27 protein-coding genes are annotated in these 25,664 nt (G+C 53.8%); 25 read left to right on the forward strand and 2 right to left on the reverse strand.

What is annotated here, in order from left to right:
- Positions 1 to 104: 104 nt before the first annotated feature.
- The 3 genes from J2S20_RS06140 to hslO all read left to right on the forward strand — a co-directional run bounded on the left by J2S20_RS06140 (position 105) and on the right by hslO (position 2,436).
- Positions 105 to 611 (forward strand): SEC-C metal-binding domain-containing protein, encoded by a 507-nt coding sequence (locus tag J2S20_RS06140; protein ID WP_106611775.1) that lies wholly within the window; start codon positions 105 to 107, stop codon positions 609 to 611.
- Between the two features lie 71 nt (positions 612 to 682).
- On the forward strand, positions 683 to 1,456 hold the full coding sequence (locus J2S20_RS06145) for a class I SAM-dependent DNA methyltransferase (RefSeq protein ID WP_106611776.1): 774 nt from the start codon (positions 683 to 685) through the stop codon (positions 1,454 to 1,456).
- A gap of 98 nt (positions 1,457 to 1,554) precedes the next feature.
- A complete protein-coding gene (gene hslO, locus J2S20_RS06150) occupies positions 1,555 to 2,436 on the forward strand; it encodes an Hsp33 family molecular chaperone HslO (protein ID WP_307254243.1) in 882 nt (293 codons plus the stop codon).
- Between the two features lie 51 nt (positions 2,437 to 2,487).
- Here hslO and J2S20_RS06155 read toward each other — a convergent pair whose 3' ends face one another.
- Complete coding sequence (locus tag J2S20_RS06155; RefSeq protein ID WP_106611777.1) at positions 2,488 to 3,057, reverse strand: DUF5662 family protein; 570 nt, start codon at positions 3,055 to 3,057, stop codon at positions 2,488 to 2,490.
- A gap of 111 nt (positions 3,058 to 3,168) precedes the next feature.
- On the opposite strand from J2S20_RS06155, the gene J2S20_RS06160 reads away from it, so the two are divergent.
- Positions 3,169 to 3,372: a cold-shock protein gene (locus J2S20_RS06160; RefSeq protein WP_106611778.1), complete on the forward strand. Its 204-nt coding sequence runs from the start codon at positions 3,169 to 3,171 to the stop codon at positions 3,370 to 3,372.
- Between the two features lie 77 nt (positions 3,373 to 3,449).
- Here the strand turns inward: J2S20_RS06160 and J2S20_RS06165 are convergent, their stop codons facing one another.
- A complete protein-coding gene (locus J2S20_RS06165) occupies positions 3,450 to 4,574 on the reverse strand; it encodes a ribonuclease H-like domain-containing protein (RefSeq protein WP_106611779.1) in 1,125 nt (374 codons plus the stop codon).
- A gap of 104 nt (positions 4,575 to 4,678) precedes the next feature.
- On the opposite strand from J2S20_RS06165, the gene ruvA reads away from it, so the two are divergent.
- The 21 genes from ruvA (at position 4,679) to J2S20_RS06270 (ending at position 25,526) form a co-directional block, all read left to right on the forward strand.
- Positions 4,679 to 5,293: a Holliday junction branch migration protein RuvA gene (gene ruvA, locus J2S20_RS06170; protein ID WP_106611780.1), complete on the forward strand. Its 615-nt coding sequence runs from the start codon at positions 4,679 to 4,681 to the stop codon at positions 5,291 to 5,293.
- A gap of 50 nt (positions 5,294 to 5,343) precedes the next feature.
- On the forward strand, positions 5,344 to 6,348 hold the full coding sequence (gene ruvB, locus J2S20_RS06175) for a Holliday junction branch migration DNA helicase RuvB (RefSeq protein WP_106611984.1): 1,005 nt from the start codon (positions 5,344 to 5,346) through the stop codon (positions 6,346 to 6,348).
- A 4-nt stretch (positions 6,349 to 6,352) separates the two neighbouring features.
- Positions 6,353 to 6,904, forward strand: coding sequence for a cell division protein ZapA (locus J2S20_RS06180; protein WP_106611781.1), 552 nt, complete (start codon positions 6,353 to 6,355; stop codon positions 6,902 to 6,904).
- Positions 6,885 to 9,155 carry a U32 family peptidase gene (locus J2S20_RS06185; protein ID WP_307254248.1) on the forward strand — a complete coding sequence of 757 codons (2,271 nt, stop codon included), beginning with the start codon at positions 6,885 to 6,887 and terminating at the stop codon, positions 9,153 to 9,155. Before J2S20_RS06180 ends, J2S20_RS06185 begins: the two co-directional genes overlap by 20 nt.
- A 202-nt stretch (positions 9,156 to 9,357) precedes the next feature.
- Complete coding sequence (locus tag J2S20_RS06190) at positions 9,358 to 9,789, forward strand: NUDIX hydrolase (protein ID WP_106611782.1); 432 nt, start codon at positions 9,358 to 9,360, stop codon at positions 9,787 to 9,789.
- Between the two features lie 56 nt (positions 9,790 to 9,845).
- Positions 9,846 to 10,493 (forward strand): hypothetical protein, encoded by a 648-nt coding sequence (locus tag J2S20_RS06195; protein WP_307254250.1) that lies wholly within the window; start codon positions 9,846 to 9,848, stop codon positions 10,491 to 10,493.
- Positions 10,490 to 11,011, forward strand: coding sequence for a dihydrofolate reductase (locus J2S20_RS06200; protein WP_106611783.1), 522 nt, complete (start codon positions 10,490 to 10,492; stop codon positions 11,009 to 11,011). The genes J2S20_RS06195 and J2S20_RS06200 overlap by 4 nt, the downstream gene beginning before the upstream one ends.
- A 4-nt stretch (positions 11,012 to 11,015) precedes the next feature.
- Entirely contained in the window at positions 11,016 to 11,912 is an 897-nt protein-coding gene (locus J2S20_RS06205) for a sulfide/dihydroorotate dehydrogenase-like FAD/NAD-binding protein (RefSeq protein ID WP_307254252.1), read from the forward strand.
- On the forward strand, positions 11,912 to 13,312 hold the full coding sequence (gene gltA / locus J2S20_RS06210) for an NADPH-dependent glutamate synthase (protein WP_307254253.1): 1,401 nt from the start codon (positions 11,912 to 11,914) through the stop codon (positions 13,310 to 13,312). Before J2S20_RS06205 ends, gltA begins: the two co-directional genes overlap by 1 nt.
- A gap of 192 nt (positions 13,313 to 13,504) precedes the next feature.
- Positions 13,505 to 15,109 carry a phosphoenolpyruvate carboxykinase (ATP) gene (gene pckA / locus J2S20_RS06215; RefSeq protein ID WP_307254255.1) on the forward strand — a complete coding sequence of 535 codons (1,605 nt, stop codon included), beginning with the start codon at positions 13,505 to 13,507 and terminating at the stop codon, positions 15,107 to 15,109.
- Between the two features lie 94 nt (positions 15,110 to 15,203).
- A complete protein-coding gene (gene ilvN / locus J2S20_RS06220; RefSeq protein WP_307254257.1) occupies positions 15,204 to 15,701 on the forward strand; it encodes an acetolactate synthase small subunit in 498 nt (165 codons plus the stop codon).
- A gap of 78 nt (positions 15,702 to 15,779) precedes the next feature.
- Positions 15,780 to 17,183: an acyl-CoA carboxylase subunit beta gene (locus J2S20_RS06225; RefSeq protein WP_106611788.1), complete on the forward strand. Its 1,404-nt coding sequence runs from the start codon at positions 15,780 to 15,782 to the stop codon at positions 17,181 to 17,183.
- 13 nt (positions 17,184 to 17,196) lie between these two features.
- Positions 17,197 to 18,126, forward strand: coding sequence for an OadG family transporter subunit (locus J2S20_RS06230; RefSeq protein ID WP_307254259.1), 930 nt, complete (start codon positions 17,197 to 17,199; stop codon positions 18,124 to 18,126).
- Between the two features lie 56 nt (positions 18,127 to 18,182).
- Positions 18,183 to 18,644 (forward strand): acyl-CoA carboxylase biotin carboxyl carrier protein subunit, encoded by a 462-nt coding sequence (locus J2S20_RS06235; RefSeq protein ID WP_307254261.1) that lies wholly within the window; start codon positions 18,183 to 18,185, stop codon positions 18,642 to 18,644.
- A gap of 43 nt (positions 18,645 to 18,687) precedes the next feature.
- Positions 18,688 to 19,839 carry a sodium ion-translocating decarboxylase subunit beta gene (locus tag J2S20_RS06240; protein ID WP_106611791.1) on the forward strand — a complete coding sequence of 384 codons (1,152 nt, stop codon included), beginning with the start codon at positions 18,688 to 18,690 and terminating at the stop codon, positions 19,837 to 19,839.
- A 14-nt stretch (positions 19,840 to 19,853) separates the two neighbouring features.
- Positions 19,854 to 21,266: an oxaloacetate decarboxylase subunit alpha gene (locus J2S20_RS06245; RefSeq protein ID WP_106611792.1), complete on the forward strand. Its 1,413-nt coding sequence runs from the start codon at positions 19,854 to 19,856 to the stop codon at positions 21,264 to 21,266.
- A gap of 176 nt (positions 21,267 to 21,442) precedes the next feature.
- Entirely contained in the window at positions 21,443 to 22,462 is a 1,020-nt protein-coding gene (locus tag J2S20_RS06250; protein ID WP_307254264.1) for a DUF4300 family protein, read from the forward strand.
- Complete coding sequence (locus tag J2S20_RS06255; protein ID WP_307254266.1) at positions 22,459 to 22,719, forward strand: hypothetical protein; 261 nt, start codon at positions 22,459 to 22,461, stop codon at positions 22,717 to 22,719. The genes J2S20_RS06250 and J2S20_RS06255 overlap by 4 nt, the downstream gene beginning before the upstream one ends.
- A 38-nt stretch (positions 22,720 to 22,757) precedes the next feature.
- The gene (gene mnmL, locus J2S20_RS06260) at positions 22,758 to 23,708 is read left to right on the forward strand and encodes a tRNA modification radical SAM protein MnmL/YtqA (RefSeq protein ID WP_307254321.1); all 951 of its coding nucleotides are present in this window, start codon (positions 22,758 to 22,760) and stop codon (positions 23,706 to 23,708) included.
- A 15-nt stretch (positions 23,709 to 23,723) separates the two neighbouring features.
- Positions 23,724 to 24,194 (forward strand): YbaK/EbsC family protein, encoded by a 471-nt coding sequence (locus J2S20_RS06265; protein WP_307254269.1) that lies wholly within the window; start codon positions 23,724 to 23,726, stop codon positions 24,192 to 24,194.
- A 3-nt stretch (positions 24,195 to 24,197) separates the two neighbouring features.
- A complete protein-coding gene (locus J2S20_RS06270; RefSeq protein ID WP_307254272.1) occupies positions 24,198 to 25,526 on the forward strand; it encodes an MATE family efflux transporter in 1,329 nt (442 codons plus the stop codon).
- Positions 25,527 to 25,664: the final 138 nt, after the last annotated feature.

The following is a 25,664-nucleotide window of genomic DNA, read 5'->3' on the forward strand; positions in this document are numbered from 1 at the left end:
AGGACGGGCAGCGGTTTGCAATCGAGCGCAAAGTGGTATATAATCGTTCCGTTATCGGGAAATACGGCGAAAGCCATAAAATAATAAGAAGAGGCGGTAGTTTTATGACCTTACTTGAAAACTGGAGAGTCAAAGCGTACGGAGACGGCACGAATGAGCAGCAGAAGGAAGTGCTCTGGAAGGAATATTTCATCGTGGAGAAGGGGATTTACGAGAAGCTTCTCACAGATGTTTCTAGGGTGGAGCAGGGCTCGGTGAAGGCGCTCGCGGAGAAATACAGCACGGACGTGCAGACCATGACTGGCTTCCTGGACGGAATCAACGACAGTCTGAAGGAGGCAAATCCCATTGAGACCATGGAAGAGGATACCGAGGTAAGGCTTGCAATTGATCCGGAGAAACTCTATTACAATATGGTGGAGGCGAAGGCGAGCTGGCTCTACGGTCTCCCGCAGTGGGATGCAATACTCACAGAGGAGAGACGGAAGGAGCTCTATAAGGAGCAGAAGGCAAGCGGAACCATAAGAAAGCCGCATAAGATCGGCAGAAATGATCCCTGTCCCTGCGGCTCGGGAAAGAAATACAAGCACTGCTGCGGAAAGAATGCCTGAGTACCCCCTGGGGGCGACAGACGGGCCAGGGCAGGCTTTGCGGTGACTGAATCCGGGGGAAGGAGCGAGCGATGGAGGCTTATACGAGCTTTGCACGGGTCTATGACCTGTTCATGGATAATGTTCCTTATGACGAGTGGTGTCAGCAGCTTTTGAAGATCTTTCATGAGCACGGGATCGAGAGCGGCATTGTAGCGGACCTCGGCTGTGGAACCGGAAGCCTCACAGAGCTGCTCGCGGCAAAGGGCTTTGACATGATAGGCATAGACAATTCCGAGGATATGCTGGAGATTGCCCTTGAGAAGAAGGTGGAGAAGGGACAGAATATTCTGTATCTCTGTCAGGATATGCGTTCCTTTGAGCTCTATGGAACCTGCCGTGCCATTGTGAGCCGCTGCGATGCAGTGAATTATCTCACTGGAACAGATGAGCTGCTCTCGCTGTTCCGTCTGGTGAATAATTATCTGGATCCGGAGGGGATCTTTGTCTTCGACTGCAATACCGTGCACAAGTATGAGACCGTGCTTGCGGACAATACAATCGCGGAGAACCGGGAGCTCGGCAGCTTTATATGGGAGAATTCCTATGACCCGGATACAAGAATCAATGAGTACGATCTGACCCTCTATATCCGTGAGGAGAAGGAAGCAGATCCGAGGTTCCGCCGCTTTACAGAGACCCATTTTCAGCGGGCCTATACTATAGAGGAGCTGAAGACGGCAGCCACTGCTGCGGGTCTTCTATGGCTGGATTGTGTTGATGCAGACACCATGGTTATGCCGGACAGCGGCACAGAGCGTCTCCTGATCACGCTGGGAGAGCATGGTAAGACGCCGGAGCTCTGATCGTTCAGGTGACGAAAGAACCTTTTTTGATATCATACAGCGGATGGCTGGCAGCTGATGAAAAGCAGCTGCCAGCTGCCGCCTTACAGGATAAATACATGAATGATTATATGGTAAGAGCATTTGCTGCGGAGGGGATGATACGCGCATTTGCGGTTACGAGCCGGGAGCTCGTGGAGGAAGCCAGAAGCATCCACAACACCAGCCCCGTTGTAACTGCTGCACTGGGACGTCTGCTGACAGCGGGCGTGATCATGGGCAGTATGATGAAGGACGAGAGGGATCTTATCACGCTAAAGATCGACGGCGATGGACCAATGGGCGGCCTGCTGGTCAGCGCGGACTGCCGCGGCAATGTGAAGGGGTACCCGTATGAGCCGGCGGTCGTGATTCCTGCAAACGCAAAGGGAAAACTGGATGTCGCAGGGGCAGTCGGACGCGGAACGCTCACCGTGATCTCAGATCTCGGACTGAAGGAGCCCTACGTGGGGCAGGTGGAGCTCATTTCGGGAGAAATTGCGGAGGATCTGACCTATTATTATGCGAACAGCGAGCAGATACCCTCAAGTGTGGGGCTCGGTGTACTGATGAATCGGGAGAACACGGTGAACTGTGCCGGAGGCTTTCTGATTCAGCTCATGCCCGGCTGCCCGGAGGAGCTCACAGAGAGGCTTGAGGACAGATTGCGCGGTGTAGATTCCGTCACGCACTTTTTGCGGGAGGGAAAGACACCTGAGGATATGCTCTCTGTTATTCTGGAAGATATGGAGCTTCAGATTACAGAAAAGCTGCCCTGTCGCTATTCATGCAGCTGCAGTCGTGAGAGAGTGGAGAAAGCTCTGCTTACCGTAGGAGAGAAGGAACTTCAGAGTATGATAGATGAGGGGAAGGCGGTGGAGCTGAGCTGTCACTTCTGTAAGAAGAAGTACAGTTTCTCTATCGAGGAGCTTCATACCATGCTTCTTGAGAGCAGGCACTGAGGTCACGGACTCGCCTGAAAATGAAAGCTCTGGTTCTGAACGGGACAGCATTTATTGTGCTGTCCCGTTGCTGTGCTCATAGGACTGCGGATGCTTCATAAGCCAGCGCATATATCCCAGGGTATATCGCTCCCCGTGCTCGCTCAGCATGATGAGCAGAGTCTCAAGCAGCGCTCTGGTATCCGGGTGCAGGCGGGAGCTCTCGCTTCTGTCCCTGTAGTATTGCAGCGGTGTGCTGTCGCTGTAGTTCGGGCCGTTGTAGACCTTTGAGGCTGCAATGCGGTCGCAGACCATCTCCAGCACATAGCGGAGCGGCATCTTCACGCCCTCCCATTCCCGGGTCTTTGGATTGATGTCCATCCAGTACTCGTAGTGATGGAGATTTCTTCCCTTGTGATGCAGCCATGCGGCGGAGTAACCTAAGGTATTCCTTTCCACAGCATTTGGGCTGCGATCCCCCTGGTAGTAGTGCACGCCGGTAAGAAACTCGATTGGGCTGTACTTAGAGAGATCGTGCAGCAGGCCCTGTCTCAGAAGTCCAAGCTTGAAGCAGAGATCCATGACGGTCAGCTTGTGAATGGAAATGGTGATGAAGTGGTGAAAAACGTTGTGAAATTTCATGAGATACTCCAGACTGTCAAAATTGTTTGACACATTATTTTTTTCGTGTTATTGTGAATTTGGCTACAGAGGTCTGCAAGTCAATTCATTATTTTCGGAGGAATTTGTGTTATGAGCAAGGGTACAGTCAAGTGGTTTAATAATCAAAAGGGTTATGGATTTATTTCAGACGAGAAGGGCGGCGATGTATTCGTTCACTACTCCGGACTGAATATGGAAGGCTATAAAACCCTTGATGAAGGCGCTGCGGTGGAATATGATATCATAGACGGCGCAAAGGGACCGCAGGCAGTCAATGTAAGCGTAGTCAAATAAACAGTGTCCACTGAGCCACGGAGAGATCCGTGGCTTTTTTAATTGTACAGGAAATCCCTGTGGATTTCCTGTTTGGGCTACTTCTGAGCTTTCCCGTCATTGCTGCAAAATCCAAGCTCAGAGAGTGCTGCACCTGTGTAATTCAGCCAGAAACCGGGCGCAGTGTTTTCAAGCAAATCCTGACTCAGCCGAAGATAGGGTCTGCCGCGCGGATTCTCCCGGAAGAGAGTCGCCTCTGCCGGAGCTTCACACAGCAGCGGCATAAAAAGTCCCTCTGCCGGCACACAGGCATGTTCCGCCTTCGCCCGGACCTTTGCCGAGCGATCGACAAACTCCGCCAGACTTTTGTGAATGGCTTTATTCTCCAGAGGGAGATAGTAGTAGTCTCTGTAGTTTGTAAAATAGTGTCGGAGTGTTCCGTGAAAAAGCGGAATACGGAGACTTAGAGCATTGTCCTTGAGAGAGAGCTCTGCCTGAAAGCCGGCTGCTTCAAGCAGCTGGCGCACAGAAACCGGGATCCGGCTGTCTGTGTGAAAATGAAGCAGCAGGGCAGTCTCATCTACGGAGACAGAGAGCTCCTGAGGCGCACTCTGAAAGAAATCCCGGTAGGAGAGGAGGGAGAGAAGCTGCGGAAGGTTCATGATATCCTCCTCGTTGTGCAGAAGAAGCTGCTGCAGCAGGGCAGTCTCCGGTGTGACTAGCCAGTGCTCGTAGACAGAGATCAGCTCAGCTCCGCTGAAGCGGTCTGTGCGGGAGATGGACAGGAATTCCTCCATGCGCTTCTGGTTCATGCGCTCCGTGCCGAGAAGCTTGCGGAAGGGGCGAACTGCGCGGTAGAGATCCAGACTCTGTATTTCGTCGAGGGGACAGCCCATGCCGTACTGCGACGCACAGCGGGAGAGAAAGGGCAGATCAAAGCTGTCTCCGTTATAGTGGATGAGGATGCGAAAGTCTTTTGCAAAATCAAAGAAGCTGCGCAGGCATTCTTCCTCCGCAGACAGACTGTCTGCAAACCACTGACGCAGCATCCAGCCGCTCTTCTCCGCATAAGAAAGAGCGCCGATCATGTAGATCTGCGCATTTGCCGGGGACAGTCCCGTAGTCTCTATGTCAAGAAACAGAAAATCCTCCAGAACGCCGAGCTTTCTTATGGGGTAGTCAAATATCACTGCTTCCGGTATCTGAAAGAGCTGCATCTTCATCCCTCCAGTCCTCCTCAGTATACCTCTTCGTTGTCAGATTGGAAAGGCTGTGATAAACTTCAGGGAAGTGTATTACAGCTGTTCAGGCTGATCTGGAGGACGCAATGATTTCATATATCAGAGGAACACTGGCTGAGACTCAAGGATCGCTGATCGTGGTCGAGGCGGGTTCTGTCGGTGTCAATATCAATGTGCCGCTGTCGCTTGTCGAGGGGCTGCCGTCTGTCGGAGAGGAGGTCACGATCTATACCTGCCTCAGAGTGACGGATGATGCGCTCACGCTGTACGGCTTTGGTTCACGGAATGATCTGGAGATGTTCCGCCAGCTTCTGAATGTAAGCGGCATCGGACCGAAGGGTGCACTGGGGCTGCTCTCTGTGCTGACGCCGGATGAACTTCGCGTTGCAGTGGTGACGGGGGATGCCAAGGCTCTCACGAGGGCGCCGGGTGTCGGAGCAAAGACGGCACAGCGCATCATACTCGACTTAAAGGACAGAGTATCTCTGGATGAGCTCTCCTATATGTCGGAGCAGAGCGGAGGGGCGGCAGCATCATCCACGTCCCAGAGCGCACAGGCACAGCGGGAGGCGATCGAGGCTCTGGTGCAGCTCGGTTACGCGCCGACAGAGGCAGCGCGGGCGGTGCGGAAGGTGGAGAACAGTTCCGCCATGGATGCGGAGGCGATCTTAAAGGCTGCGCTGAAGGGCTTTCATTTCTGAAAAATTCAGAGCTGCTGCGGGATATCGTGTGAATGTACGGAAAGAGAGAGATGGAACGAAAAATTATAAGCACCGAAGTGGTGAAGGAGGAGGCGAGGCTTGAGCAGAGCTTAAGACCCCGTCTTTTGAAGGACTACATCGGGCAGACAAAGCTGAAATCCATACTGAAGATTTATATTGAGGCGGCCAGGGGACGGGGGGAGTCCCTGGATCATGTGCTCTTTTACGGTCCGCCGGGACTTGGAAAGACTACGCTTTCCGGTATTATAGCCGCGGAGATGGGAGTCAATATGAAGGTGACCTCCGGGCCTGCGATTGAGAAGCCGGGGGAGATGGCCGCGATTTTAAACAATCTGCATGAGGGAGATGTGCTCTTTGTCGATGAGATTCACCGCCTGAACCGTCAGGTGGAGGAGGTTCTTTACCCGGCGATGGAGGATTTTGCCATTGATATTATGATAGGTAAGGAAGCCGGGGCGAGAAGCATACGCCTGGATCTTCCGCACTTTACGCTGGTGGGCGCGACGACGCGGGCGGGACTTCTGTCCGCACCACTCAGAGATCGCTTTGGTGTGGTGCAGAGACTTGAGTTTTATTCGGAGGCCGAGCTTGAGGAGATCGTACGACGCTCTGCGGCAGTGCTCGGTGTGGAGATAGATCCCGCGGGCTGTAAGGAGATTGCGAGGCGAAGCCGCGGAACACCCCGCCTTGCGAATCGCCTGCTGAAGCGGGTCAGAGACTTTGCGGAGGTGAAGTACGAGGGTATCATCACCCGGGAGGCTGCGGATTACGCGCTTGACACTCTGGATGTGGACAAGCTTGGCCTGGACAATGGGGACAGAAGCATTCTGCTCATGATGATAGAGAAGTTCGGAGGCGGGCCGGTGGGGCTGGATACCCTCGCAGCGGCGCTGGGAGAGGATGCCGGAACCCTGGAGGATGTGTATGAGCCGTATCTGCTTATGAACGGGCTCATTATGCGCACTCCGCGCGGCCGCGTGGCGACAGCGCGCGCGTACCGCCATCTTGGGATCAGTCCGGATAAACAGGAGTGAAAGTATGAAGGAAATCAGAAAAAATGACGCAGAGCTTAAGGAACAGCCTGCGGTTGATGTTGTAATTGACGGAAAGGTGATTCCTCTCTCCGGCGGAGAGACAGAGTATCTGCAGCGCGTTGCGGGATATCTGGACGGGAAGATCTCAGAGCTGAAGCGCTCGCAGCAGTACGGGCACCAGAATGCGGAGCAGCGCTCCATGACTCTCAGTCTGAATCTTGCGGATGACTGTATGCACGCGAGGGATGAGCTGCAGAGGCTGAAGTCAGAGTCGGAGGCTCATGAGTCGGAGGTCTATGTACTGAAGCGGGAGCTCGTGGAAAAGCGCATCGAGACAGAGCGCATGAAGGAGCGTCTCACTGCTTCAGAGGAAGCACGGAAGGAGATCGCAAAACAGCTGTATGAACTCTCAGGGCAGCGTAAGAAAGTCGAAGAGCAGGCGCAGGAGCTTGACAGGCTCCGGGAGAGGCTTCAGCAGGCAGAGCAGCGCGCAAAAGAGCTGAAGACACGCGCAGACGCACTGGAACAGGAGGTCAATGAGCTCCTTGAAAAATAAGAGAAGGATTCCGGAGCTTCTGGCTCCGGCCGGATCGCCGGAGAGCCTGAGAGCGGCAGTGAATGCGGGCGCGGACGCAGTCTATATCGGTGGAAAACGCTATGGCGCACGCGCCTATGCAGAGAATCCGGATGAGGACAGTCTGATCGATGCAATTCATTATGCGCACCTGCATTCCGTCCGCGTGCATCTCACAGTGAATACACTGATGAAGGAAACGGAGCTTCAGGGACTCCCGACTTATATGGCGCCTTATTATGAGGCGGGACTGGATGCCGCGATTGTACAGGATGCGGGAGCCTTTTCACTTCTGCACAGCTGTTTTCCTCTGCTTCCGCTGCATGCCAGCACGCAGACTACGGTGACGGGGCCGGAGAGCGGGCTCTTCTGGAAGCAGCTTGGAGCAGTCAGGCTCATTCCCGCGCGGGAGCTGAGTCTTGAGGAAATTAAGGAGATCAAACAGGTGACGGGGCTGGAGGTGGAGACCTTTGTGCATGGTGCTCTCTGCTTCTCCTATTCGGGGCAGTGTCTCATGAGCAGTCTGATCGGCGGCCGCAGCGGAAACCGGGGACGCTGTGCACAGACCTGCCGTCTCCCTTACGCTGCACACCAGGACGGAAAGAAACTGAACAGGGGAGAGGAGCGCTATCTGCTGAGCTGTCGTGATCTCTGCAGTCTGGATCTCATTCCGGCTCTGATTGAGGCCGGGATAGACAGCTTTAAGATTGAGGGGCGGATGAAGAGCCCGCGCTATACCGCCGGCGTCGTGTCAATATGGCGGCACTACCTGGATCTCTACCGGAAGGAGGGACGCGAGGGCTTTCATGTAGAACCAGGGGACAGGCGGCGGCTTCTGGATCTCTTTGACCGGGGCGGACAGACGGAGGGTTACTATTTTCAGCACAACGGAAGGGATATGCTTGCACTGCGGGAGAAGCCTGCCTTCCGGGAGGGCAATCAGGAGCTGAATGAGGAGCTGGATCACAGCTTTGTGAATGCACGGCTGCAGCTGCCCATACAGGGAAATGCGCGCTTTGCTGCGGGAGAGGAGATGCGGCTCTCGCTCCGCTGTACGCTGCCGGATGGCTCAGAGTGCGGAGCTGCAGTCTGCGGAGCTGTGCCTGAGCCCGCAAAAAAGATGGAAGCTACGGAAGAGGAGCTGCGCGCGAGGCTCAATAAGACCGGTGACACAGACTTTTATTTTGAGCGGCTGGACATTTCTCTTCAGCCGGGACTCTTCCTCCCGGTCGGACAGATCAATGCCTTGCGTAGAGAGGCGATTGCTGCGCTGCGGAATCGGATACTCTCGCGCAGCGAGAGAGCGGCCGTGCCGCCCGGGGAGCCGTATGTGCGTTTCCCTGTGCTGCCGGGGAACTGTGAAGCAGAAGCGGAGCGAACTGCGGAGGACAGAAGGGAAGAGAGAAGACGCACGCTTCATGTGAGCTGCGAGACGGAGGAACAGCTCGAGTCCTGCCTGCGCTCCGGAGCCTTTGATGAGCTGAGCTTTGAGGCGGATGCTGTTCCTGCGGAGCGCTGGATGCACTATGTCCGTGAGCTGCATCGGCAGAATAAGCGGGCGCTGCTTGCGCTGCCAGCAATCTTTCGGAGTGAGGCATATCACTACTTTCGGGACAGAGAGCGCTGTCTTTTGGAGACGGGTTTTGACGGCTTTCTGATCCGCTCCCTGGAGGAGCCGGGCTTTCTCCGACGCTGCTTTGATCAGGCGGGGCGGGAGCTCCCGGCACTGTACTATGACTTTCAGGTTTACGCAATGAACCGCCGTGCCGCACTGCTTTTTAAGGCGCATGGCGCTCACCGTCTCACGCTTCCCGTGGAGCTGAATGCGGCAGAGCTCAGGCTTCTGAACTGCGAGGACAGTGAGCTTGTGGTGTCCGGACGGCTGCCGATGATGGTCACTGCGCAGTGTCTTAAGAAGACACTGAAGGGCTGCGATCACAGACCGGGTATGCTCACGCTTAAGGACAGACGCGGCATGGAAATGCCTGTGAAGAATCATTGCAGCTACTGCTGTAATGTGATTCTGAATGCAGAGCCACTGAGTCTCACGGGACTTCGCGCCGAGGTGGAGCGGCTGAATCCTGTTTCCGTGCGGGTGCTGCTCACAACGGAATCTGCGGCGGAGACAGAGCGTATCCTCACCGGATGCCGGGAAGCTTTTATTTATGGAAGAGACTGTGCGGAGCCCTATCCGAGCTATACCCGCGGTCACATGAGGCGTGGGGTGGAGTAGAGCGCAGACAGGGACGGACAGCATTACCCGCATACTGTCACGCTTAATGCCACAGTGATTATACGGCAGAAACAGAAAGAACAGTTGAGTTAGAACTGCGACAGGTATATACTGGGGAAGTGTTATGAGGCATTTTTATCCCTTTGTCTCAGAGTCGAAAAAAGCAGACGGAATAGAACAAGGTCACGCAGGAGGAATTGCAATGGTCGAAGCAACGAGCTGCGGTGGCGTGGTGATTTTTCACGGAAAGATTCTTCTTCTCTATAAGAATTACCGAAACCGCTATGAAGGGTGGGTGCTGCCGAAGGGAACCGTGGAGGCGGGCGAGACGCACGAGCAGACAGCGCTCCGGGAGGTGAAGGAGGAGACCGGCGTCAGCGCAAGAATTATCGAATATGTCGGAAAGAGCGAATATACTTTCAATGCGCAGTCCGAAGTAATAGATAAAAATGTGCACTGGTATCTGATGAGTGCAGACAGCTACTACAGCAAGCCGCAGCGGGAGGAGTATTTTCAGGATTCCGGTTATTATAAGTATCATGAGGCCTGGCACCTTTTGAAGTTTGCAAATGAGCGGCTGATGCTGGAAAAGGCCTATGCGCGTTATCAGGAGCTGAAGAAAAGCAGGCTGTGAGCGGCAGCCCGCTGTGTGAAAAGGCTTTTGAAGATAAACACAAGAGGAGTAAGGATATGATAAAACTGGAACGCACCACAGTAATGAATCTCGAAAATGCGTTGCGCGGCGCCAGAAATCCCATGAATTCATGGGCACGGACGGACAGCAGCTACGATGAGGACGGAAATTATGTGCTCGGCCCGAACGACATGAGTCTCGCGATGCGTCTCAGGAAGGCGGGGACGGATCACAGAAAATACCTGCGCCAGGTCTTTGTCTCGGTGGATATCACAGCGCCTCTCTACTGGTGGAAGGAATACGACACCTACAAGGTCGCAACCGTTGCGAATTCCTGCTCCACCATGCACAAAATCCATTCCAAGCCCTTCGAGGCGGACGATTTCTCTCATGACCAGCTCACAGAGGCAGGGGAGAAGGCGCTGAATGCAATGCTCATGGCGCTGGAAGCACTTCGAAAGGAGTTCGTGGAGAGCAAGGACAAGAGCGCCTGGTACAGCATGATACAGCTTCTGCCGGAGGGCTACAATCAGCTCAGAACCTGCACGCTGAACTACGAGACGCTCATCAATATCTACTTTGCAAGACGGAATCACAAGCTGAATGAGTGGCACAGCTTCTGCGACTGGATCCTTACTCTTCCCTATGCGAGGGAGCTGATTCTGGGGCTCGAGTCCGGCATAGATGCGGAGGGCAGCCTGTGAATCTGATTGTTGCCGTGGATAAAAACTGGGCAATCGGAAAGGATAATCACCTGCTGGTGAAGATTCCGCGGGATCAGAAGCTTTTTCTGGAGGAGACACTCGGGCACACGCTCATCATGGGGCGCAGAACCTTTGAGTCTCTGCCAGGGGCGCAACCGCTCTACGGAAGAAATCACATCGTGCTGTCGGGCGATGCAGGCTTTTCGCCGAAAGGGGTCGCAGTGTGCAGATCCGTGGATGAGGTGCTTCAGATGGTCTCAGATCTTCCGGACAGTGAGCTTTTCGTCGCGGGAGGGGAGGAGATATACCGCCTCTTTCTTCCCTACTGCGAGACGGCAGATGTCACCATGGTCGATTACAGCTACGATGGCGATCGCTTCTGTCCGAATCTCGATGAGAATGAAGAGTGGAAGCTGGAGCGGGAGAGTGAGGAGGAGACATATTTCGATCTTGCCTTCTCCTTTCGGCGTTATAAAAGATGTATGGGCGGCCTGAGACGCCCGAGAACGGAGGGATAACAGTATGTACCGGATTCTTAAGAAGGAGAAGCTCGCCAAAAAAATCTGGCTCATGGATGTTCAGGCGGACCGCCTCGCGAAGAAATGTCTTCCGGGCGAGTTCCTGATCGTCAAAATTGATGCCGTTGGAGAGCGGATACCGCTGACCATCTGTGATTACAACAGAGAGACCGGCATCGTCACCATCGTCTTTCAGGAGGTTGGCGCAAGTACCTACCGCATGGCGAGAGAGCTGAATGAGGGAGATGCCTTCCAGGATGTTGTAGGCCCTCTGGGACGACCCAGCGAGCTCACGGAGAAGAGTGAGGCAGAGCTTCAGAAGATGCACATACTCTTTGTAGCGGGCGGTGTCGGAACGGCACCTGTCTATCCCCAGGTCAAGTGGCTGAAGGAGCACGGCGTGGCTGCGGATGTGGTGCAGGGCTCCAAGAATAAGGATCTTGTGATTATGGAGAGGGAGATGCGGGAGGTCTGCGGAGATCATCTCTTCATCACAACGGATGATGGCTCCTACGGTTTTCACGGCATGGTGACCGCAAAGGTTGAGGATCTTGTGAAGAACGAAGGGCGTCACTACGATCTCTGCGTGGCAATTGGCCCCATGATCATGATGAAGTTTGTCGCAAAGCTCACGAAGGAGCTCGGCATCCCGACGATTGCCAGTATGAACCCGGTGATGGTAGACGGCACGGGAATGTGTGGAGCCTGTCGTCTGATTGTCGGCGATGAGGTAAAGTTTGCCTGTGTGGACGGTCCGGAATTTGATGCTCATCTCGTGGACTTTGATCAGGTAATGAAACGCTCCAGAATGTACCAGACAGAGGAGGGGAGAGCCTTCTTAAAGGCACAGGAGGGTGACACGCACCACGGCGGATGCGGAAACTGCGGAGGTGAAGCGTAATGGATATGATGAAGAAGATTCCGGTTACGGAGCAGGAGCCGCTGGTTCGCGCAAAGAATTTCAAGGAGGTGTGCCTCGGTTACAGTGAGGAGGAGGCAGTCGCAGAGGCGGCGCGCTGCCTGAACTGTAAAAATCCACGCTGTGTCGCAGGATGTCCGGTATCGATCGATATCCCGGCTTTTATCCAGGCGGTGAAGGAGAGAGAGTTTGAGAGAGCGGCGCAGATCATTGCAGAGAGCTCCGCGCTTCCGGCAGTCTGCGGGCGCGTATGCCCTCAGGAGACCCAGTGCGAGGGCGTCTGTGTGCGCGGCATCAAGGGCGAGGCGGTTGCCATCGGGAAGCTGGAGCGCTTCGTCGCTGACTGGGCGAGAGAGCATAAGGTTGTCTTTGAGAACAGGGCGGAGAAGAAGGGACAGAAGGTTGCAGTCATTGGTTCCGGTCCCGCAGGTCTGACCTGCGCGGGAGATCTCGCAAAGCTCGGCTATGAGGTCACGATATTCGAGGCACTGCATGAGCCGGGCGGCGTGCTGGTTTACGGCATTCCGGAGTTCCGTCTGCCGAAGGACAGCGTTGTCGCACACGAGGTGGATAATGTCAGAAAGCTTGGCGTGAAGATTGAGACCGATACGATCATTGGAAAATCCGTGTCCATTGATGAGCTGATGGATGAGGAGGGCTATGATGCGGTGTTCATTGGCTCCGGCGCCGGACTGCCGATGTTCATGAATATTCCGGGAGAGACTGCGAGCGGCGTCTTTTCTGCAAATGAGTTCCTCACAAGAAATAACCTGATGAAGGCATTCCGCGAGGATTATGATACCCCGATTCACTGCGGAAAGAAGGTCGCTGTTGTCGGCGGCGGAAACGTTGCGATGGATGCCGCGAGAACGGCACTGCGCCTTGGCGCAGAGACCCACATCATTTACAGAAGAAGTGAGGCGGAGCTTCCTGCAAGAGTCGAGGAGGTGCATCACGCGAAGGAAGAGGGGATCATCTTTGATCTTCTCACCAATCCGACCGAGATTCTTACGGATGAGAACGGCTGGGTGAAAGGGATCCGCGTCATCCACATGGAGCTCGGAGAGCCGGATGCCAGCGGCAGAAGGCGTCCCGTTCCGATCAAGGGGAGCGAGGAGGAGATTGAGGTCGATACGGTCATCATGGCGCTCGGAACCTCCCCGAACCCGCTGATTTCCTCCACAACAAAGGGTCTGGATACGACACGCAAGGGCTGCATTGTCGCAGAGGAGGCAAGCGGTCAGACCACGAGAGAGGGCGTGTTTGCCGGAGGAGATGCCGTGATCGGCGCGGCGACGGTCATTCTTGCTATGGGCGCAGGCAAGACAGCCGCACAGGGGATTGATGCATATCTCAGGAAGAAAGCAGAGAACGCAGATTGATTTCGGTCTGCTCTGAATCTGAATTTTTTTGAACATCTGTCAGATAAGCGGCATAAAAGCTGCAGTCCGGAGATTGTTTTTTTATCGGCAATGCAGTATACTACAATTGTTGTTAATGTTTTATCAATTTTCTCATTGCGGCGATGCCGCAGCAAGGATGTACTCACAGAGCACAGAGGAGGATACAGCGAAATGAGCAAGTTGGATTTAAGCAGATATGGCATCACGGGAACCACCGAGATCGTACATAACCCGTCCTATGAGTTTCTCTATGAGGAGGAGACGAAGGCGGGGCTTGAGGGCTTTGATAAGGGCCAGCTCACGGAGCTCGGAGCAGTCAATGTCATGACGGGGGTATATACCGGCCGCTCTCCCAAGGATAAATTTATCGTCATGGACGAGCAATCGAAAAACACCGTGTGGTGGACCTCCGAGGAGTATAAGAACGACAATCATCCTGCCTCTGAGGAGACCTGGGAGGTTGTGAAGAAGATCGCGCAGAAGGAGCTCTCCGGGAAGAGACTCTTTGTTGTCGATGCCTACTGCGGTGCAAACAAGGACACGCGTATGGCAGTGCGCTTCATCGTGGAGGTCGCATGGCAGGCTCACTTCATCCGCAATATGTTTATCAAGCCGAGCGAGGAGGAGCTGAAGTGCTTTGAGCCGGATTTTGTGGTCTACAACGCTTCCAAGGCGAAGGTTGAAAACTACAAGGAGCTGGGTCTGAACTCTGAAACAGCAGTTGTCTTCAACATCTCCAGCCGTGAGCAGGTCATCATCAACACCTGGTACGGCGGTGAGATGAAGAAGGGCATCTTCTCCATGATGAACTACTACCTGCCGCTGAAGGGCATCGCCGCGATGCACTGTTCCGCAAACACGGATATGGACGGAAAGAACACAGCTATCTTCTTTGGACTCTCCGGAACTGGAAAGACCACGCTCTCCACGGATCCCAAGCGTCTTCTGATCGGGGATGATGAGCATGGCTGGGATGACAGCGGTGTCTTCAATTTTGAGGGCGGCTGCTATGCAAAGGTTATCAATCTTGATAAGGAATCTGAGCCGGATATCTACAATGCAATCCGCCGCGATGCCCTGCTGGAGAATGTCACTGTCGATGCAGAGGGAAAGATTGACTTCAGCGACGAGAGCGTCACGGAGAATACACGCGTGTCCTATCCGATTGACCATATTGAGAAGATCGTGAAGCCGATTTCCCACGGCCCGGAGGCGAAGAACGTGATTTTCCTCTCCGCGGACGCGTTTGGTGTGCTTCCGCCGGTATCCATCCTTACTCCGGAGCAGACGAAGTACTACTTCCTGTCCGGCTTCACGGCGAAGCTTGCGGGAACCGAGCGCGGAATCACCGAGCCGACTCCGACCTTCTCCGCCTGCTTTGGTCAGGCCTTCCTGGAGCTGCATCCCACGAAGTATGCGGATGAGCTCGTGAAGAGAATGGAGAAGAGCGGTGCGAAGGCTTATCTTGTGAACACCGGCTGGAACGGAAGTGGGAAGAGAATCTCCATCAAGGATACCCGCGGCATCATCGATGCAATTCTGAATGGGGATGTCAATAAGGTTCCGACCAAGAAGATACCGTACTTTAACTTTGAGGTTCCGACAGAGCTTCCGGGGGTTGACACCAATATTCTCGACCCGAGGGATACTTATGCGGATGCTTCCGAGTGGGAGAAGAAGGCAGAGGATCTTGCACAGAGATTTGTGAAGAACTTTAAGAAGTACGAGGGAAATGACGCCGGCAAGGCGCTGGTCTCCGCCGGCCCCAGCCTGTAATTTCCCTGCGCTGCACCGCAGCATAAGACAGTATTGGAAAGACAGGGAGAGTGCTCTTTTGGGTGCTCTCCCTGTATGACTACGGAGGTAAGCTATGCGTATCGTATTTTCTCTTCTCATGGACAATACGCCGGGCGTTCTGAGCCGGATCGCGGGGCTCTTTACGCGCCGCGGCTACAATATTGAGAGCATCACAGCGGGCGTCACAGCAGATCCGCGCTACACGAGAATGACAGTGGTCTCCTCCGGCGATCACGAGGTCCTGGAGCAGATCGAAAAGCAGATCCGTAAGCTTGAGGATGTGCGGGATATCAAGCGCCTTGACGAGAAAGAGAGCGTGTTCCGCGAGCTTATCATGATCAAGATCAGGGCAAATGCCAGTCAGAGGGAGGCAGTTCACGCAGTGGTCTCCATCTTCCGTGCAAGTATTGTGGATGTTGGCAGGGACTTCCTCACAATCATGCTGACCGGAGACCAGGCGAAGCTGGATGCACTGATCAATCTGCTGGATGAGTATGAGATACTGGAGCTCGCGCGGACAGGTCTGACAGGTCTCTCCCGCGGTACGAAGGATGTGCGCTTCCTTCCCTGACCCCTTGTAATTTCTGCTATAAAAAGCTACAATGCATTCTGTGACATTTTGTAAATTATGTAAAACGGAGGTTGCAATATGAGTCATTCTAATGATTCAGCGGCGGCCCGGAGAATTCGCGAGGTTCTCGATGAGAACAGCTTCGTAGAGCTCGGTGCCTACGTCACTGCGCGAAGCACAGACTTCAATCTTGCGGAACAGAAGACGCCGCGAGACGGAGTCGTGACCGGGTATGGAACCATCGACGACAGGCTGGTGTATATCTACAGCCAGGATCCGGCGGTGCTTGGCGGCTCAATCGGGGAGATGCACGCGAAGAAGATTCAGAGGCTCTATGAGCTCGCAGTGAAGATGGAGGCCCCTGTCATAGGTCTTATCGACTGCTCCGGTCTGCGTCTTCAGGAGGCCAGCGACTCGCTCAATGCGTTTGGCGAGCTCTATCGCTGTCAGGCGCGTGCCAATGGTGTGGTTCCGCAGATTCAGGCAATTTATGGGAGCTGCGGAGGCAGTCTCGCGGTCAGTGCCGCCATTGCAGACTTTACTTTTATTGAGCGGGAGGAGGGACGTCTCTTCCTTCTTGCCCCCAATGCCGTTGCGGATAATAATGAGGCGGTACTGAATACTGCCTCTGCGGCTTTCCAGAGCGAGGAGAGCGGAGTGGCAGATTTTGTCGGCAGTGCAGCAGAGATTGCCGAGGGAATACGCACACTGATCGGCATTCTTCCTGCGAGCTTTGAGGACGATCTCTCCTATGGCGACTGCACAGACAGTCTGAATCGACTGGTTCCGGAGATTGAGGGCGCGGGCTCTGCAGAGCTGCTCTCGGCGCTTTCTGATGGTGGTTTTGTCTGTGAGCCGGGAGAGAGCTATGGCTCCTGTATTTCCACTGCCTTCATCCGTATGAATGGATGCACAATCGGAACTGTCGCTGCGCTCTCTGAGGAGATCTGCTGGAAGGGCGTCGAGAAGGCCGCGCGCTTTGTGCGCTTCTGCGATGCATTCAGTATTCCGCTGCTCACACTTGTTGATGTGAAGAGTATGGATCACTGCATCTGCACAGAGCGTCAGATGGCGAAAAAGGCAGCCTCTCTGATTACTGCCTATGCGAATGCAACTGTGCCGAAGGTTACAGTCGTGACCGGAAAGGCCTACGGACTGATCTATAATCTCTTTGCGCCGAAGACAGTCTCTGATATTGTCTACGCGTGGCCGAAGGCCGAGATCGGCCTCATGGAGGCCGGAGATGCGGTTAAGGTTATATATGCAGAGGAGCTCGCTGCGGCAGAAGACAAGACTGCTCTCTACAGTGAGAAGACCGCAGCCTATGCAGAGCTTCAGAACGGCGCCGTCAGTGCGGCCCGCCGCGGCTACGTTGATGATATCATCGACGCTCAGCTCACCAGAAAGCGCGTGATCGCCGCCTTCGAGATGCTGTTTACAAAGAATGAGGACCTCCCTGCGAAAAAGCGCGGAACGGTCTGAGTGAGGTGTCAGAATGATACAGAAAATCAGAAAAATCTTTCTGGCAGCTCTGCTCTGCCTGAGCACAGTCCTGCTGTTTCCGTCGAGCTCCTATGCGGCGGCTTCGGCGGCTGAGCTCTCAGCAGTCCAGCAGAATGCGGAGGATAATTTAAAGGCGGTTGTAGAGCTCGATGATGTGACGCTTCAGAAATACATTGAGCAGTTCAATGCGCAGAATTATACGACGCTGGCCTCCGGTCTTCAGAGCTGGCTGGATCTGAAATCAGAGATCGGCGGCTTTGTCTCGATTGATTCAACCGAGGTAGAGGAGAGCGAGGACGGCTATCTTGTAATCATGCAGATCAGCTGCGCCGGTCAGAGAACAGCGACAGTCCACATCGAATTTCAGAAAAAGGACGGATCCATATCCCGGATCAGCTTTGATAAAAATGAGACACTTCAGGAAAAGCTTGTCAGTGCGGGGCTGAATCTCCTGATCGGCATGGGAACGGTTTTCATCGTATTGATCTTTATTGCGTTTCTTATCAGCCGCTTCAAGTACATTAACCGCTGGGTCACTGCAAAGGAAGAGGCAGAGAAGGAAGAAAAGGCCTATCAGGCAGCAGTTGCAGCAGCAAAGAAGCTGCCGGGAAGCGCAACAGATGTCTCGAAGCGCATATCTCCTGAGGCTGTGCGCGCTGCGATGATTCCTGCGGGGACAAAGGCAGAGCTGATTGCCGGTGACGCAGAGAACGGTCTGCAGGATGAGACAGCTGAAGACGCACAAATGGTAGCAGTGCTTGCCGCAGCAGTTGCAGCGGCGCAGGAGCCGGATCCGCAGCTCATTGCGGTTATCACTGCGGCGGTTATGGCGATACAGGCGGAGCAGGGTGAGGATCCGGGGCCTGACGGGCTGGTGGTTCGATCTATACGCCGTGTATCCGTAAGAGGCAGAAGGCGCTGATGCGCGGTTTCGATTCAATCAAAATACAGACTATATCACTCATAAGGAGAAAAATTATGAAGAACTATACCATCACAGTCAATGGGCAGACTTATGCAGTTCAGGTAGAAGAGGGGATCACCGCAGCAGCGCAGAGCGCTCCTGTTGTCACCATCCCGGCAGCGCCGGTTTACACTGCGCCTGTGGCTGCTCCGGCTCCGGTTGCGGCGGCCCCCGCGCCTGCGGCAGCCCCAGCCCCTGCTCCTGTACCTGCGGCAGATCCGGCACCTGCACCGGCAGCAGCAGCTCCCTCCGGCAGTGCGGGAAGCATCACGGTGGAATCTCCGATGCCCGGAAAGATCCTGAGCATTGAAGCGGCTGTCGGCGACAGCGTTGCGGCAGGTCAGACTATCATGATTCTTGAGGCCATGAAGATGGAAAATGAAATTGTGGCTCCCGAGGCAGGAACCATCGCAAGCCTGAATGTAACCGTGAATCAGGCCGTTGAGGCAGGAGAGGTGCTCGCAACACTTAACTGAGCCGGGCGTATGACTTCAGCCTGAAACGGAGGAATGAAATAAGATGGAGTATTTAACAAACACACTCAGTAATCTTATTCATCAGTCCGCATTTGCTTCAATTACCGTGGGCAATCTCATCATGATTGCGGTGGCGCTCGTATTTCTCTATCTTGCAATTGCAAAGGGATTTGAGCCGCTGCTGCTGGTGCCGATTGCCTTCGGAATGCTGCTGGTGAATATCTATCCAGATATCATGTCAGATCCCTCGAAGAATCCCGGAGGTGCAGGCGGACTGCTCGCTTATTTTTACAAGCTTGACGAGTGGGGCATACTGCCGCCGCTGATCTTTATGGGAGTCGGTGCCATGACGGACTTTGGTCCGCTGATCGCAAATCCGATGAGCTTCCTTCTCGGAGCTGCGGCGCAGTTCGGCATCTATATCGCTTACCTCATGGCTGTACTCATGGGCTTTAACGGTCAGGCCTCTGCAGCTATCTCCATCATCGGCGGTGCAGACGGCCCGACCTCGATCTATCTCGCGAGCAAGATGGGGCAGACGGAGTACCTCGGTGCAATTGCAGTCGCAGCATATTCCTACATGTCTCTGGTTCCGATCATTCAGCCGCCGATCATGAAGGCTCTGACTACGGAGAAGGAGCGTAAGATCAAGATGGCACAGCTGCGGCCGGTCTCCAAGGTCGAGAAGATACTCTTTCCCATCATTGTGAGCATCGTGGTGAGCCTCATACTCCCGAGCACGGCGCCGCTCATCGGCATGCTGATGCTTGGAAACCTCTTCCGGGAGTGCGGCGTGGTGCGTCAGCTCACAGAGACGGCGAGCAATGCTCTGATGTATATTGTCGTGATCCTTCTCGGAACCAGCGTCGGCGCGGCGACGAGCGCGGAGGCGTTTCTGAAGGCTGATACGCTGAAGATCGTTCTGCTTGGCCTTATTGCCTTTGCCTTCGGTACGGCTGCTGGTGTTCTGCTCGGAAAGCTGATGTGCAAGCTGACCGGCGGCAAGGTAAATCCTCTGATCGGAGCTGCCGGCGTGTCTGCGGTTCCCATGTCGGCGCGTGTCGCCCAGAAGGTCGGTGCGGAAGCGGATCCGACCAACTTCCTGCTGATGCACGCGATGGGACCGAATGTCGCGGGCGTGATTGGAACTGCCGTTGCAGCGGGAACCTTCATGGCAATCTTTGGCGTAAAGTAAAGGAGACTATTTGAATGGATAAGGTTCAGAGAAAGCCGGTTCAGATCTGTGAGACTGTGCTGCGTGATGCACATCAGTCCCTGTTTGCGACCAGAATGACGACAGAGGAGATGCTGCCGATCATAGACAAGATGGATAAGATCGGATATCGCTCAGTGGAGTGCTGGGGCGGTGCGACCTTTGATTCCTGCCTGCGCTTCCTCCATGAGGATCCGTGGGAGAGACTGCGTCTATTGAAGAAGGGGTTTAAGAATACTAAGCTTCAGATGCTGTTCCGCGGCCAGAATATCCTGGGCTACAACCACTACGCAGATGACGTTGTGGAATACTTTGTCCAGAAGTCCGTGGCGAATGGGATCGACATCATCCGCATTTTTGACTGTCTGAATGACATACGGAATCTGCAGACCGCGGTCAGAGCATGTAAGAAGGAGGGGGCAGAGGCGCAGATTGCACTGTCCTACACTCTGGGTGATGCTTATACCCTTGAATATTGGGCGGAGATTGCAAAGCATATTGAGGAGATGGGAGCAGATTCCATCTGCATTAAAGATATGGCGGGGCTTCTGACGCCGTACGCAGCCTATGATCTTGTGACAGCGCTGAAGAAGTCCACGAAGCTTCCGATCGACATTCACACACACTACACCTCCGGCGTTGCTTCGATGACGCTTCTTAAGGCGATTGAGGCGGGGGCAGATATCATAGATACTGCGATCTCTCCGCTGGCGCTTGGCACAAGTCAGCCTGCAACGGAGGTTATGGTGCAGACCCTGAAGGGTACGGACGGGGATACCGGTCTCGACATTGAGAAGCTCACGGAAGTTGCAAATTATTTTACACCGATCCGTGAAAAGTATATTGCAAACGGACTCCTGAGTCCGAAGCTGCTCGGTGTCAACATCAACACTCTGCGCTACCAGGTCCCGGGCGGGATGCTCTCCAACCTCTTAAAGCAGCTGACAGAGGCTCACAAGGAGAACCTGCTTCAGGATGTGCTGGAGGAGGTCGCAAGAGTGCGCAAGGACTTCGGTGAGCCGCCGCTGGTTACGCCTTCCTCTCAGATTGTCGGAACGCAGGCAGTCATGAACGTGCTGACGCATGAGCGCTACAAGATGGTGCCGAAGGAGTCAAAGAAGCTTGTTATGGGCGAGTTCGGTCAGTCTGTGAAGCCGGTGGATCCGGAGGTACAGAAAAAGATCATCGGAGATGCAGAGCCGATCACCTGCCGCCCGGCGGATCTCATCGAGCCGCAGCTTCCGAAATATGAGCAGGAGATAGGACCGTGGAAGCAGCAGGATGAGGACGTGCTCTCCTATGCGCTCTTCCCGCAGGTGGCGCTCGATTTCTTCAAGTGGAGACAGGCGCAGAAGACGGGAATGGATATCACAAAGGCTGATACGAAGGCAAAGGCATATCCGGTCTGAGCTGCACAGAGCAGAAATTGGTAAGAGACTGATTACAGGGAGTCTTCCGTTCGGAGGGCTCTCTGTTGTTTTTACTGTGATTAAGGTAAGAGAAATGATAGAATGTATCTGCCGGGAGAAGCAAGGAACATTGAGGTAGAAATAGAGCTCTATCAGAACAGGAGAGTTGTTGCGGTATGAGAAAACGGAATGGAATGAGATGCAAAAAGAACGGATGGAAGCGGAGGCGGGCGCTTTTATTGCTGACAATATTGGTGCTGGCGGGCTGTGCGGAGCAGGAGTGCTCACCCGCAGAAGCAGAAGCTGAAATAGCTCAGACAGAGACACAGGCGGCTGCTATGCAGGAAACGAATCAGGAAAAAGAGCTTAAGCCGCAGGAAGCGACACGGACTGTTGAGGTCAGTTACAGCAATATCGCGGATGAGGAGAGCAGAAAATTTGTGGAGGAAGCGCTTATTAGCGCCGGAGTCTCAGCGGAGCGGCAGAGGACATTCTTTGAGCATGTGGAGCAGTTCAATGCCTGCGCAGGGGAGGGAGATCTGACAGGAGGCTTTGAGACCGCAGCGGCAACGGAAATAAAATACGACCCCTATGAGCTGCAGGAGCGGTGGCAGGGCCGCCATGAGGACTTTGAGGGCTATAATTGCAGGATCACAGCCTACGGACTGTATGGAGATGCTCTGACGCTTGACAGCGCAAAACAGATGAAACGTGACAGTCTGATGACGGAGAATCTGGACTTTGATTTATATGCCCTGGGGCAGGATGCTTCCGCTGTTCCGACGGAAACGGAGCGTGATAAATTCCTTTCTCTTTATGCAGCTGTTCCGACAGATGCGACAAAGGATGTAAAGGTTCATGCGGCACATATGCAGGAGGCATGGCGTGCGCGTGGCCTCGGCTTTTCTGCGAGTGAAAAGCTGCGTCTCATCTCCGTGGTCTTTCATGACAAATTGACAGAAGGACAGGATAAGCTCTTTATCGGGCACATCGGCATATTGCTGCCTCTGGAGGACGGAAGACTGTGCTTTCTTGAGAAGGTCGCATTTCAGGAGCCCTACCGTGCGAACCTGTTTCAGAACAGAGCGAAGCTCTGCGACTATCTCATGGAGAAATATGATCTTGAGTATGATCAGCCGGCGGCAGCTCCATTTATTATGGAAAATGCAGAACTGCTGAGCAGGGAGGATGTATGAAGCAGCTGAGTTTTTATGCGATTTTGAAGCGCTGGTTCTGTGCGGCCATTCCCCTCATGCTGCTGAATTCTTTCCTGATAAAAAGCTCTCTGCTTGAAAATTTGATCCAGGCGTCGCTGGGAGTTGTGCTGCTCATTCATCCTGTCTATCCAGAAGCGCTGGGATATCGGTACAGCGTCAAGACGTGCAGGCGCATCATCCGTGGAATTGCCGTGTTTGAAATTCTGCTCTCATTCATGGTGCGGCATTATTATTAGGAGCTGGCGCAGAATGGAGGTGAGAGGGAGCAGTGCAGATTCGAACTCTGTCAGATTATTGCAGAGAGGTCTTTGGAACGAAACTCTATCGGCTGTCACTGACAAGCGGATGCAGCTGCCCCAACAGGGATGGCACCCTGGGCTATGGTGGGTGCAGCTTCTGCTCTGAGCAGGGTTCCGGTGAGTTTGCAGCTGTTTTACCGGATATACATGACCAGATTGAAGCGGCAAAGCAGAGGGTGGCACAGAAGCTTCCGAAGGGAGTCAGAAGCGAAGAGCAGAGGTATATCGCGTACTTTCAGTCCTTTACCAATACCTACGGAGATACCGCACGACTCGTATCGCTGTTTGAGGAAGTGCTGCGGAGGGAGGATATAGCGGCGCTCTCAATTGGAACCAGACCGGACTGTCTTAAGGAGGATATGCTGGAGGCGCTTGAGAGACTGAACCGGAGTAAGCCCGTATGGATTGAGCTGGGGCTTCAGACCATTCATGAGAGAACTGCCCTGCGCTTCAATCGTGGCTATGCGCTGGAATGCTTTGCAGAGAACTACAGCAAGCTGAAGCGTCGCGGAATTGCTGTGATTGTTCACGTGATACTGGGGCTTCCGGGCGAGAGCCCTGAGGATATGTATGAGACGGTACGATATCTTGCATCGCTCTGCCCGCAGCTGGACGGCATTAAGCTGCATGGTCTTCATATCTTAAGAGGAACAAGACTCGCGGCAGAATATCTCAGGGAGCCCTTTCATATTATGAGTCTTCCGGAATACACGGAGGTGCTGATTCACTGTCTTAAGCTTCTGCCTGAAGCTGTGGTAATCCACAGGATGACAGGGGACGGTGACAAGCGTCTGCTCATTGAGCCGCAGTGGAGTGGGGATAAAAAGCGTGTGCTGAACTATATCAACAGAGCACTGCGTGAAGCGAAGAGGGACAGAGGTGATGGTCAGGAGAGTACAGAAGCTTTTGAAGCAGCGGATCAGTGAGGGGAGGAGTCAGCAATGGCGATCGATAAGGTAAGAGCATATTTTAAGAAACTGAATATGGAGGACAGAATTCTGGAATTTGATGTCTCCAGTGCGACGGTAGAGCTGGCTGCTGAGGCCATCGGCTGCGCGCCGGAGAAGATTGTGAAGACCATGTCCTTTCTTGTGGCGGACAGGGCTGTGCTCATCGCGATGGCGGGAGATGCCAGAATCTCTAATCCGAAGTTTAAGGAGTTCTTTCATACCAAAGCAAAAATGATACCCTTTGATGAGGTGGAGCGCTATGTTGGTCACGCGGCAGGCGGCGTGTGTCCCTTTGCCCTGCCTGACGCAGTCGAGGTATATCTGGATATTTCTCTGCAGCGCTTTGATACGGTGTATCCCGCCGCGGGAAGCAGTAACAGCGCGGTGCGCCTGACTGTTTCAGAGCTTGTAGCCTGCTGTAATATGAAGTCCTGGGTCGATGTCTGCAAGGACTGGGAGTGATTGGTGAAGACGCGTATTTCAGATCATTTTACTTACAGAAAGCTCATACGCTTTGTACTTCCCTCCGTCATGATGCTGGTCTTTATCTCTGTCTACGGTGTGGTCGATGGCTTTTTCATCTCCAACTATGCAGGAAAGACGGCATTTGCCGCCATCAATCTCATTCTTCCTGTTCTGATGATACTGGGAGGAATGGGCTTTATGATCGGTACAGGCGGCAGCGCTCTCGTCGCAATGTCGCTCGGACAGAAGAAGGAGACAGAGGCAAATGCATACTTCTCCATGCTGATAGAGTTTACTGTGGTACTGGGCGTGCTGCTGACAGTGCTCGGGGAGATATTTTTAAGGCGGGTTTCAATTGCACTCGGCGCGACATCGGAGATGCTGCCGGATTGTCTCATTTACGGACGCATATGGCTGCTCTCGATCGGCCCGTTTATGTTGCAGAGCCTGTTTCAGAGCATGCTGATCACGGCAGGGAAGCCGCAGCTTGGCTTTGGGGTGACGGTCGCTGCGGGTTTTGCGAATATGCTGCTTGACTATCTCTTTGTTGCAGTGTTTCGCCGGGGCGTTGCAGGAGCTGCTGCGGCAACCGCCCTCAGTCAGTGCGTAGGTGGTCTGATTCCCCTCATTTACTTTGCGTTTGCAGAAAATGCAGGATTGCGGTTTCGCCCTGTAGGGCTGCGCATGCACCCGCTTTTGAAGGCTTGTGGAAATGGTTCCTCCGAGCTGATGAGCAATGTCTCCGCCTCCCTCGTAAGCATTGTCTACAATATACAGCTTCTGCGTCACGCAGGAGAGAACGGTGTTGCGGCCTATGGCGTTATGATGTATGTGAATTTTATCTTTATCGCAATGTTCATCGGCTATTCGGTCGGGACAGCTCCCATCGTGAGCTTTCATTATGGAGCGGGAAATGCAGATGAACTCAAAAATATGCTGAAAAAGAGTACGCACATTATGGCAGTCAGCGGCGTGCTGATGACAGCAGTGGCGGAACTCTTTGCATACAGTTTTGCAAAAATATTTGTCAGCTATGATGCAGGGCTTCTTGCACTGACGGTGCAGGGATTTCGTATCTTCTGTGTCTCCTTTCTTCTGTGTGGTCTGAATATCTATATCTCTTCCTTTTTTACAGCTTTGAATAATGGTGCAGTATCTGCTGCAGTATCCTTTCTACGGAGTCTGGTGTTTGAACTGCTCGCAGTGCTCCTGCTTCCTCTGATTCTTGGACTGACCGGCATCTGGGCTGCGGTGAGCGTCGCCGAGGTGATGGCATTTGCCGTGTCCATGCTCTTTCTTGTATGGAACAGAGATAAATACCACTACTAAAAAGTGGATATAGAGGCTAATGCAGGAATGAGGCAGGAGTCCTCGCTGAGAATCAGCTCCGCGTCCTGCATGATAAAGATATTACAGTATCTTATAGGATATTCAGACATCGCAGTTACCAGGAATATATACTCATAT

The sequence above is a fragment of the Moryella indoligenes genome, assembly GCF_030812885.1.
In the GTDB taxonomy this organism is placed as follows: domain Bacteria; phylum Bacillota; class Clostridia; order Lachnospirales; family Lachnospiraceae; genus Moryella; species Moryella indoligenes.

Bases quoted from the DNA above. Each gene is read 5' to 3' on its own strand.
- J2S20_RS06255 (WP_307254266.1), top strand. From the start codon at position 22,459: ATGAAGCAGCTGAGTTTTTATGCGATTTTGAAGCGCTGGTTCTGTGCG.
- ruvB (WP_106611984.1), top strand. From the start codon at position 5,344: ATGGAACGAAAAATTATAAGCACCGAAGTGGTGAAGGAGGAGGCGAGG.
- J2S20_RS06165 (WP_106611779.1), bottom strand. From the start codon at position 4,574: ATGAAGATGCAGCTCTTTCAGATACCGGAAGCAGTGATATTTGACTAC.
- J2S20_RS06250 (WP_307254264.1), top strand. From the start codon at position 21,443: ATGAGAAAACGGAATGGAATGAGATGCAAAAAGAACGGATGGAAGCGG.
- J2S20_RS06185 (WP_307254248.1), top strand. From the start codon at position 6,885: ATGAGCTCCTTGAAAAATAAGAGAAGGATTCCGGAGCTTCTGGCTCCG.
- J2S20_RS06225 (WP_106611788.1), top strand. From the start codon at position 15,780: ATGAGTCATTCTAATGATTCAGCGGCGGCCCGGAGAATTCGCGAGGTT.
- gltA (WP_307254253.1), top strand. From the start codon at position 11,912: ATGGATATGATGAAGAAGATTCCGGTTACGGAGCAGGAGCCGCTGGTT.
- J2S20_RS06145 (WP_106611776.1), top strand. From the start codon at position 683: ATGGAGGCTTATACGAGCTTTGCACGGGTCTATGACCTGTTCATGGAT.
- pckA (WP_307254255.1), top strand. From the start codon at position 13,505: ATGAGCAAGTTGGATTTAAGCAGATATGGCATCACGGGAACCACCGAG.
- hslO (WP_307254243.1), top strand. From the start codon at position 1,555: ATGAATGATTATATGGTAAGAGCATTTGCTGCGGAGGGGATGATACGC.
- J2S20_RS06195 (WP_307254250.1), top strand. From the start codon at position 9,846: ATGATAAAACTGGAACGCACCACAGTAATGAATCTCGAAAATGCGTTG.
- J2S20_RS06245 (WP_106611792.1), top strand. From the start codon at position 19,854: ATGGATAAGGTTCAGAGAAAGCCGGTTCAGATCTGTGAGACTGTGCTG.
- ilvN (WP_307254257.1), top strand. From the start codon at position 15,204: ATGCGTATCGTATTTTCTCTTCTCATGGACAATACGCCGGGCGTTCTG.
- J2S20_RS06205 (WP_307254252.1), top strand. From the start codon at position 11,016: ATGTACCGGATTCTTAAGAAGGAGAAGCTCGCCAAAAAAATCTGGCTC.
- J2S20_RS06235 (WP_307254261.1), top strand. From the start codon at position 18,183: ATGAAGAACTATACCATCACAGTCAATGGGCAGACTTATGCAGTTCAG.
- J2S20_RS06180 (WP_106611781.1), top strand. From the start codon at position 6,353: ATGAAGGAAATCAGAAAAAATGACGCAGAGCTTAAGGAACAGCCTGCG.
- J2S20_RS06160 (WP_106611778.1), top strand. From the start codon at position 3,169: ATGAGCAAGGGTACAGTCAAGTGGTTTAATAATCAAAAGGGTTATGGA.
- J2S20_RS06265 (WP_307254269.1), top strand. From the start codon at position 23,724: ATGGCGATCGATAAGGTAAGAGCATATTTTAAGAAACTGAATATGGAG.
- J2S20_RS06230 (WP_307254259.1), top strand. From the start codon at position 17,197: ATGATACAGAAAATCAGAAAAATCTTTCTGGCAGCTCTGCTCTGCCTG.
- J2S20_RS06190 (WP_106611782.1), top strand. From the start codon at position 9,358: ATGGTCGAAGCAACGAGCTGCGGTGGCGTGGTGATTTTTCACGGAAAG.
- ruvA (WP_106611780.1), top strand. From the start codon at position 4,679: ATGATTTCATATATCAGAGGAACACTGGCTGAGACTCAAGGATCGCTG.
- J2S20_RS06155 (WP_106611777.1), bottom strand. From the start codon at position 3,057: ATGAAATTTCACAACGTTTTTCACCACTTCATCACCATTTCCATTCAC.
- J2S20_RS06240 (WP_106611791.1), top strand. From the start codon at position 18,688: ATGGAGTATTTAACAAACACACTCAGTAATCTTATTCATCAGTCCGCA.
- J2S20_RS06140 (WP_106611775.1), top strand. From the start codon at position 105: ATGACCTTACTTGAAAACTGGAGAGTCAAAGCGTACGGAGACGGCACG.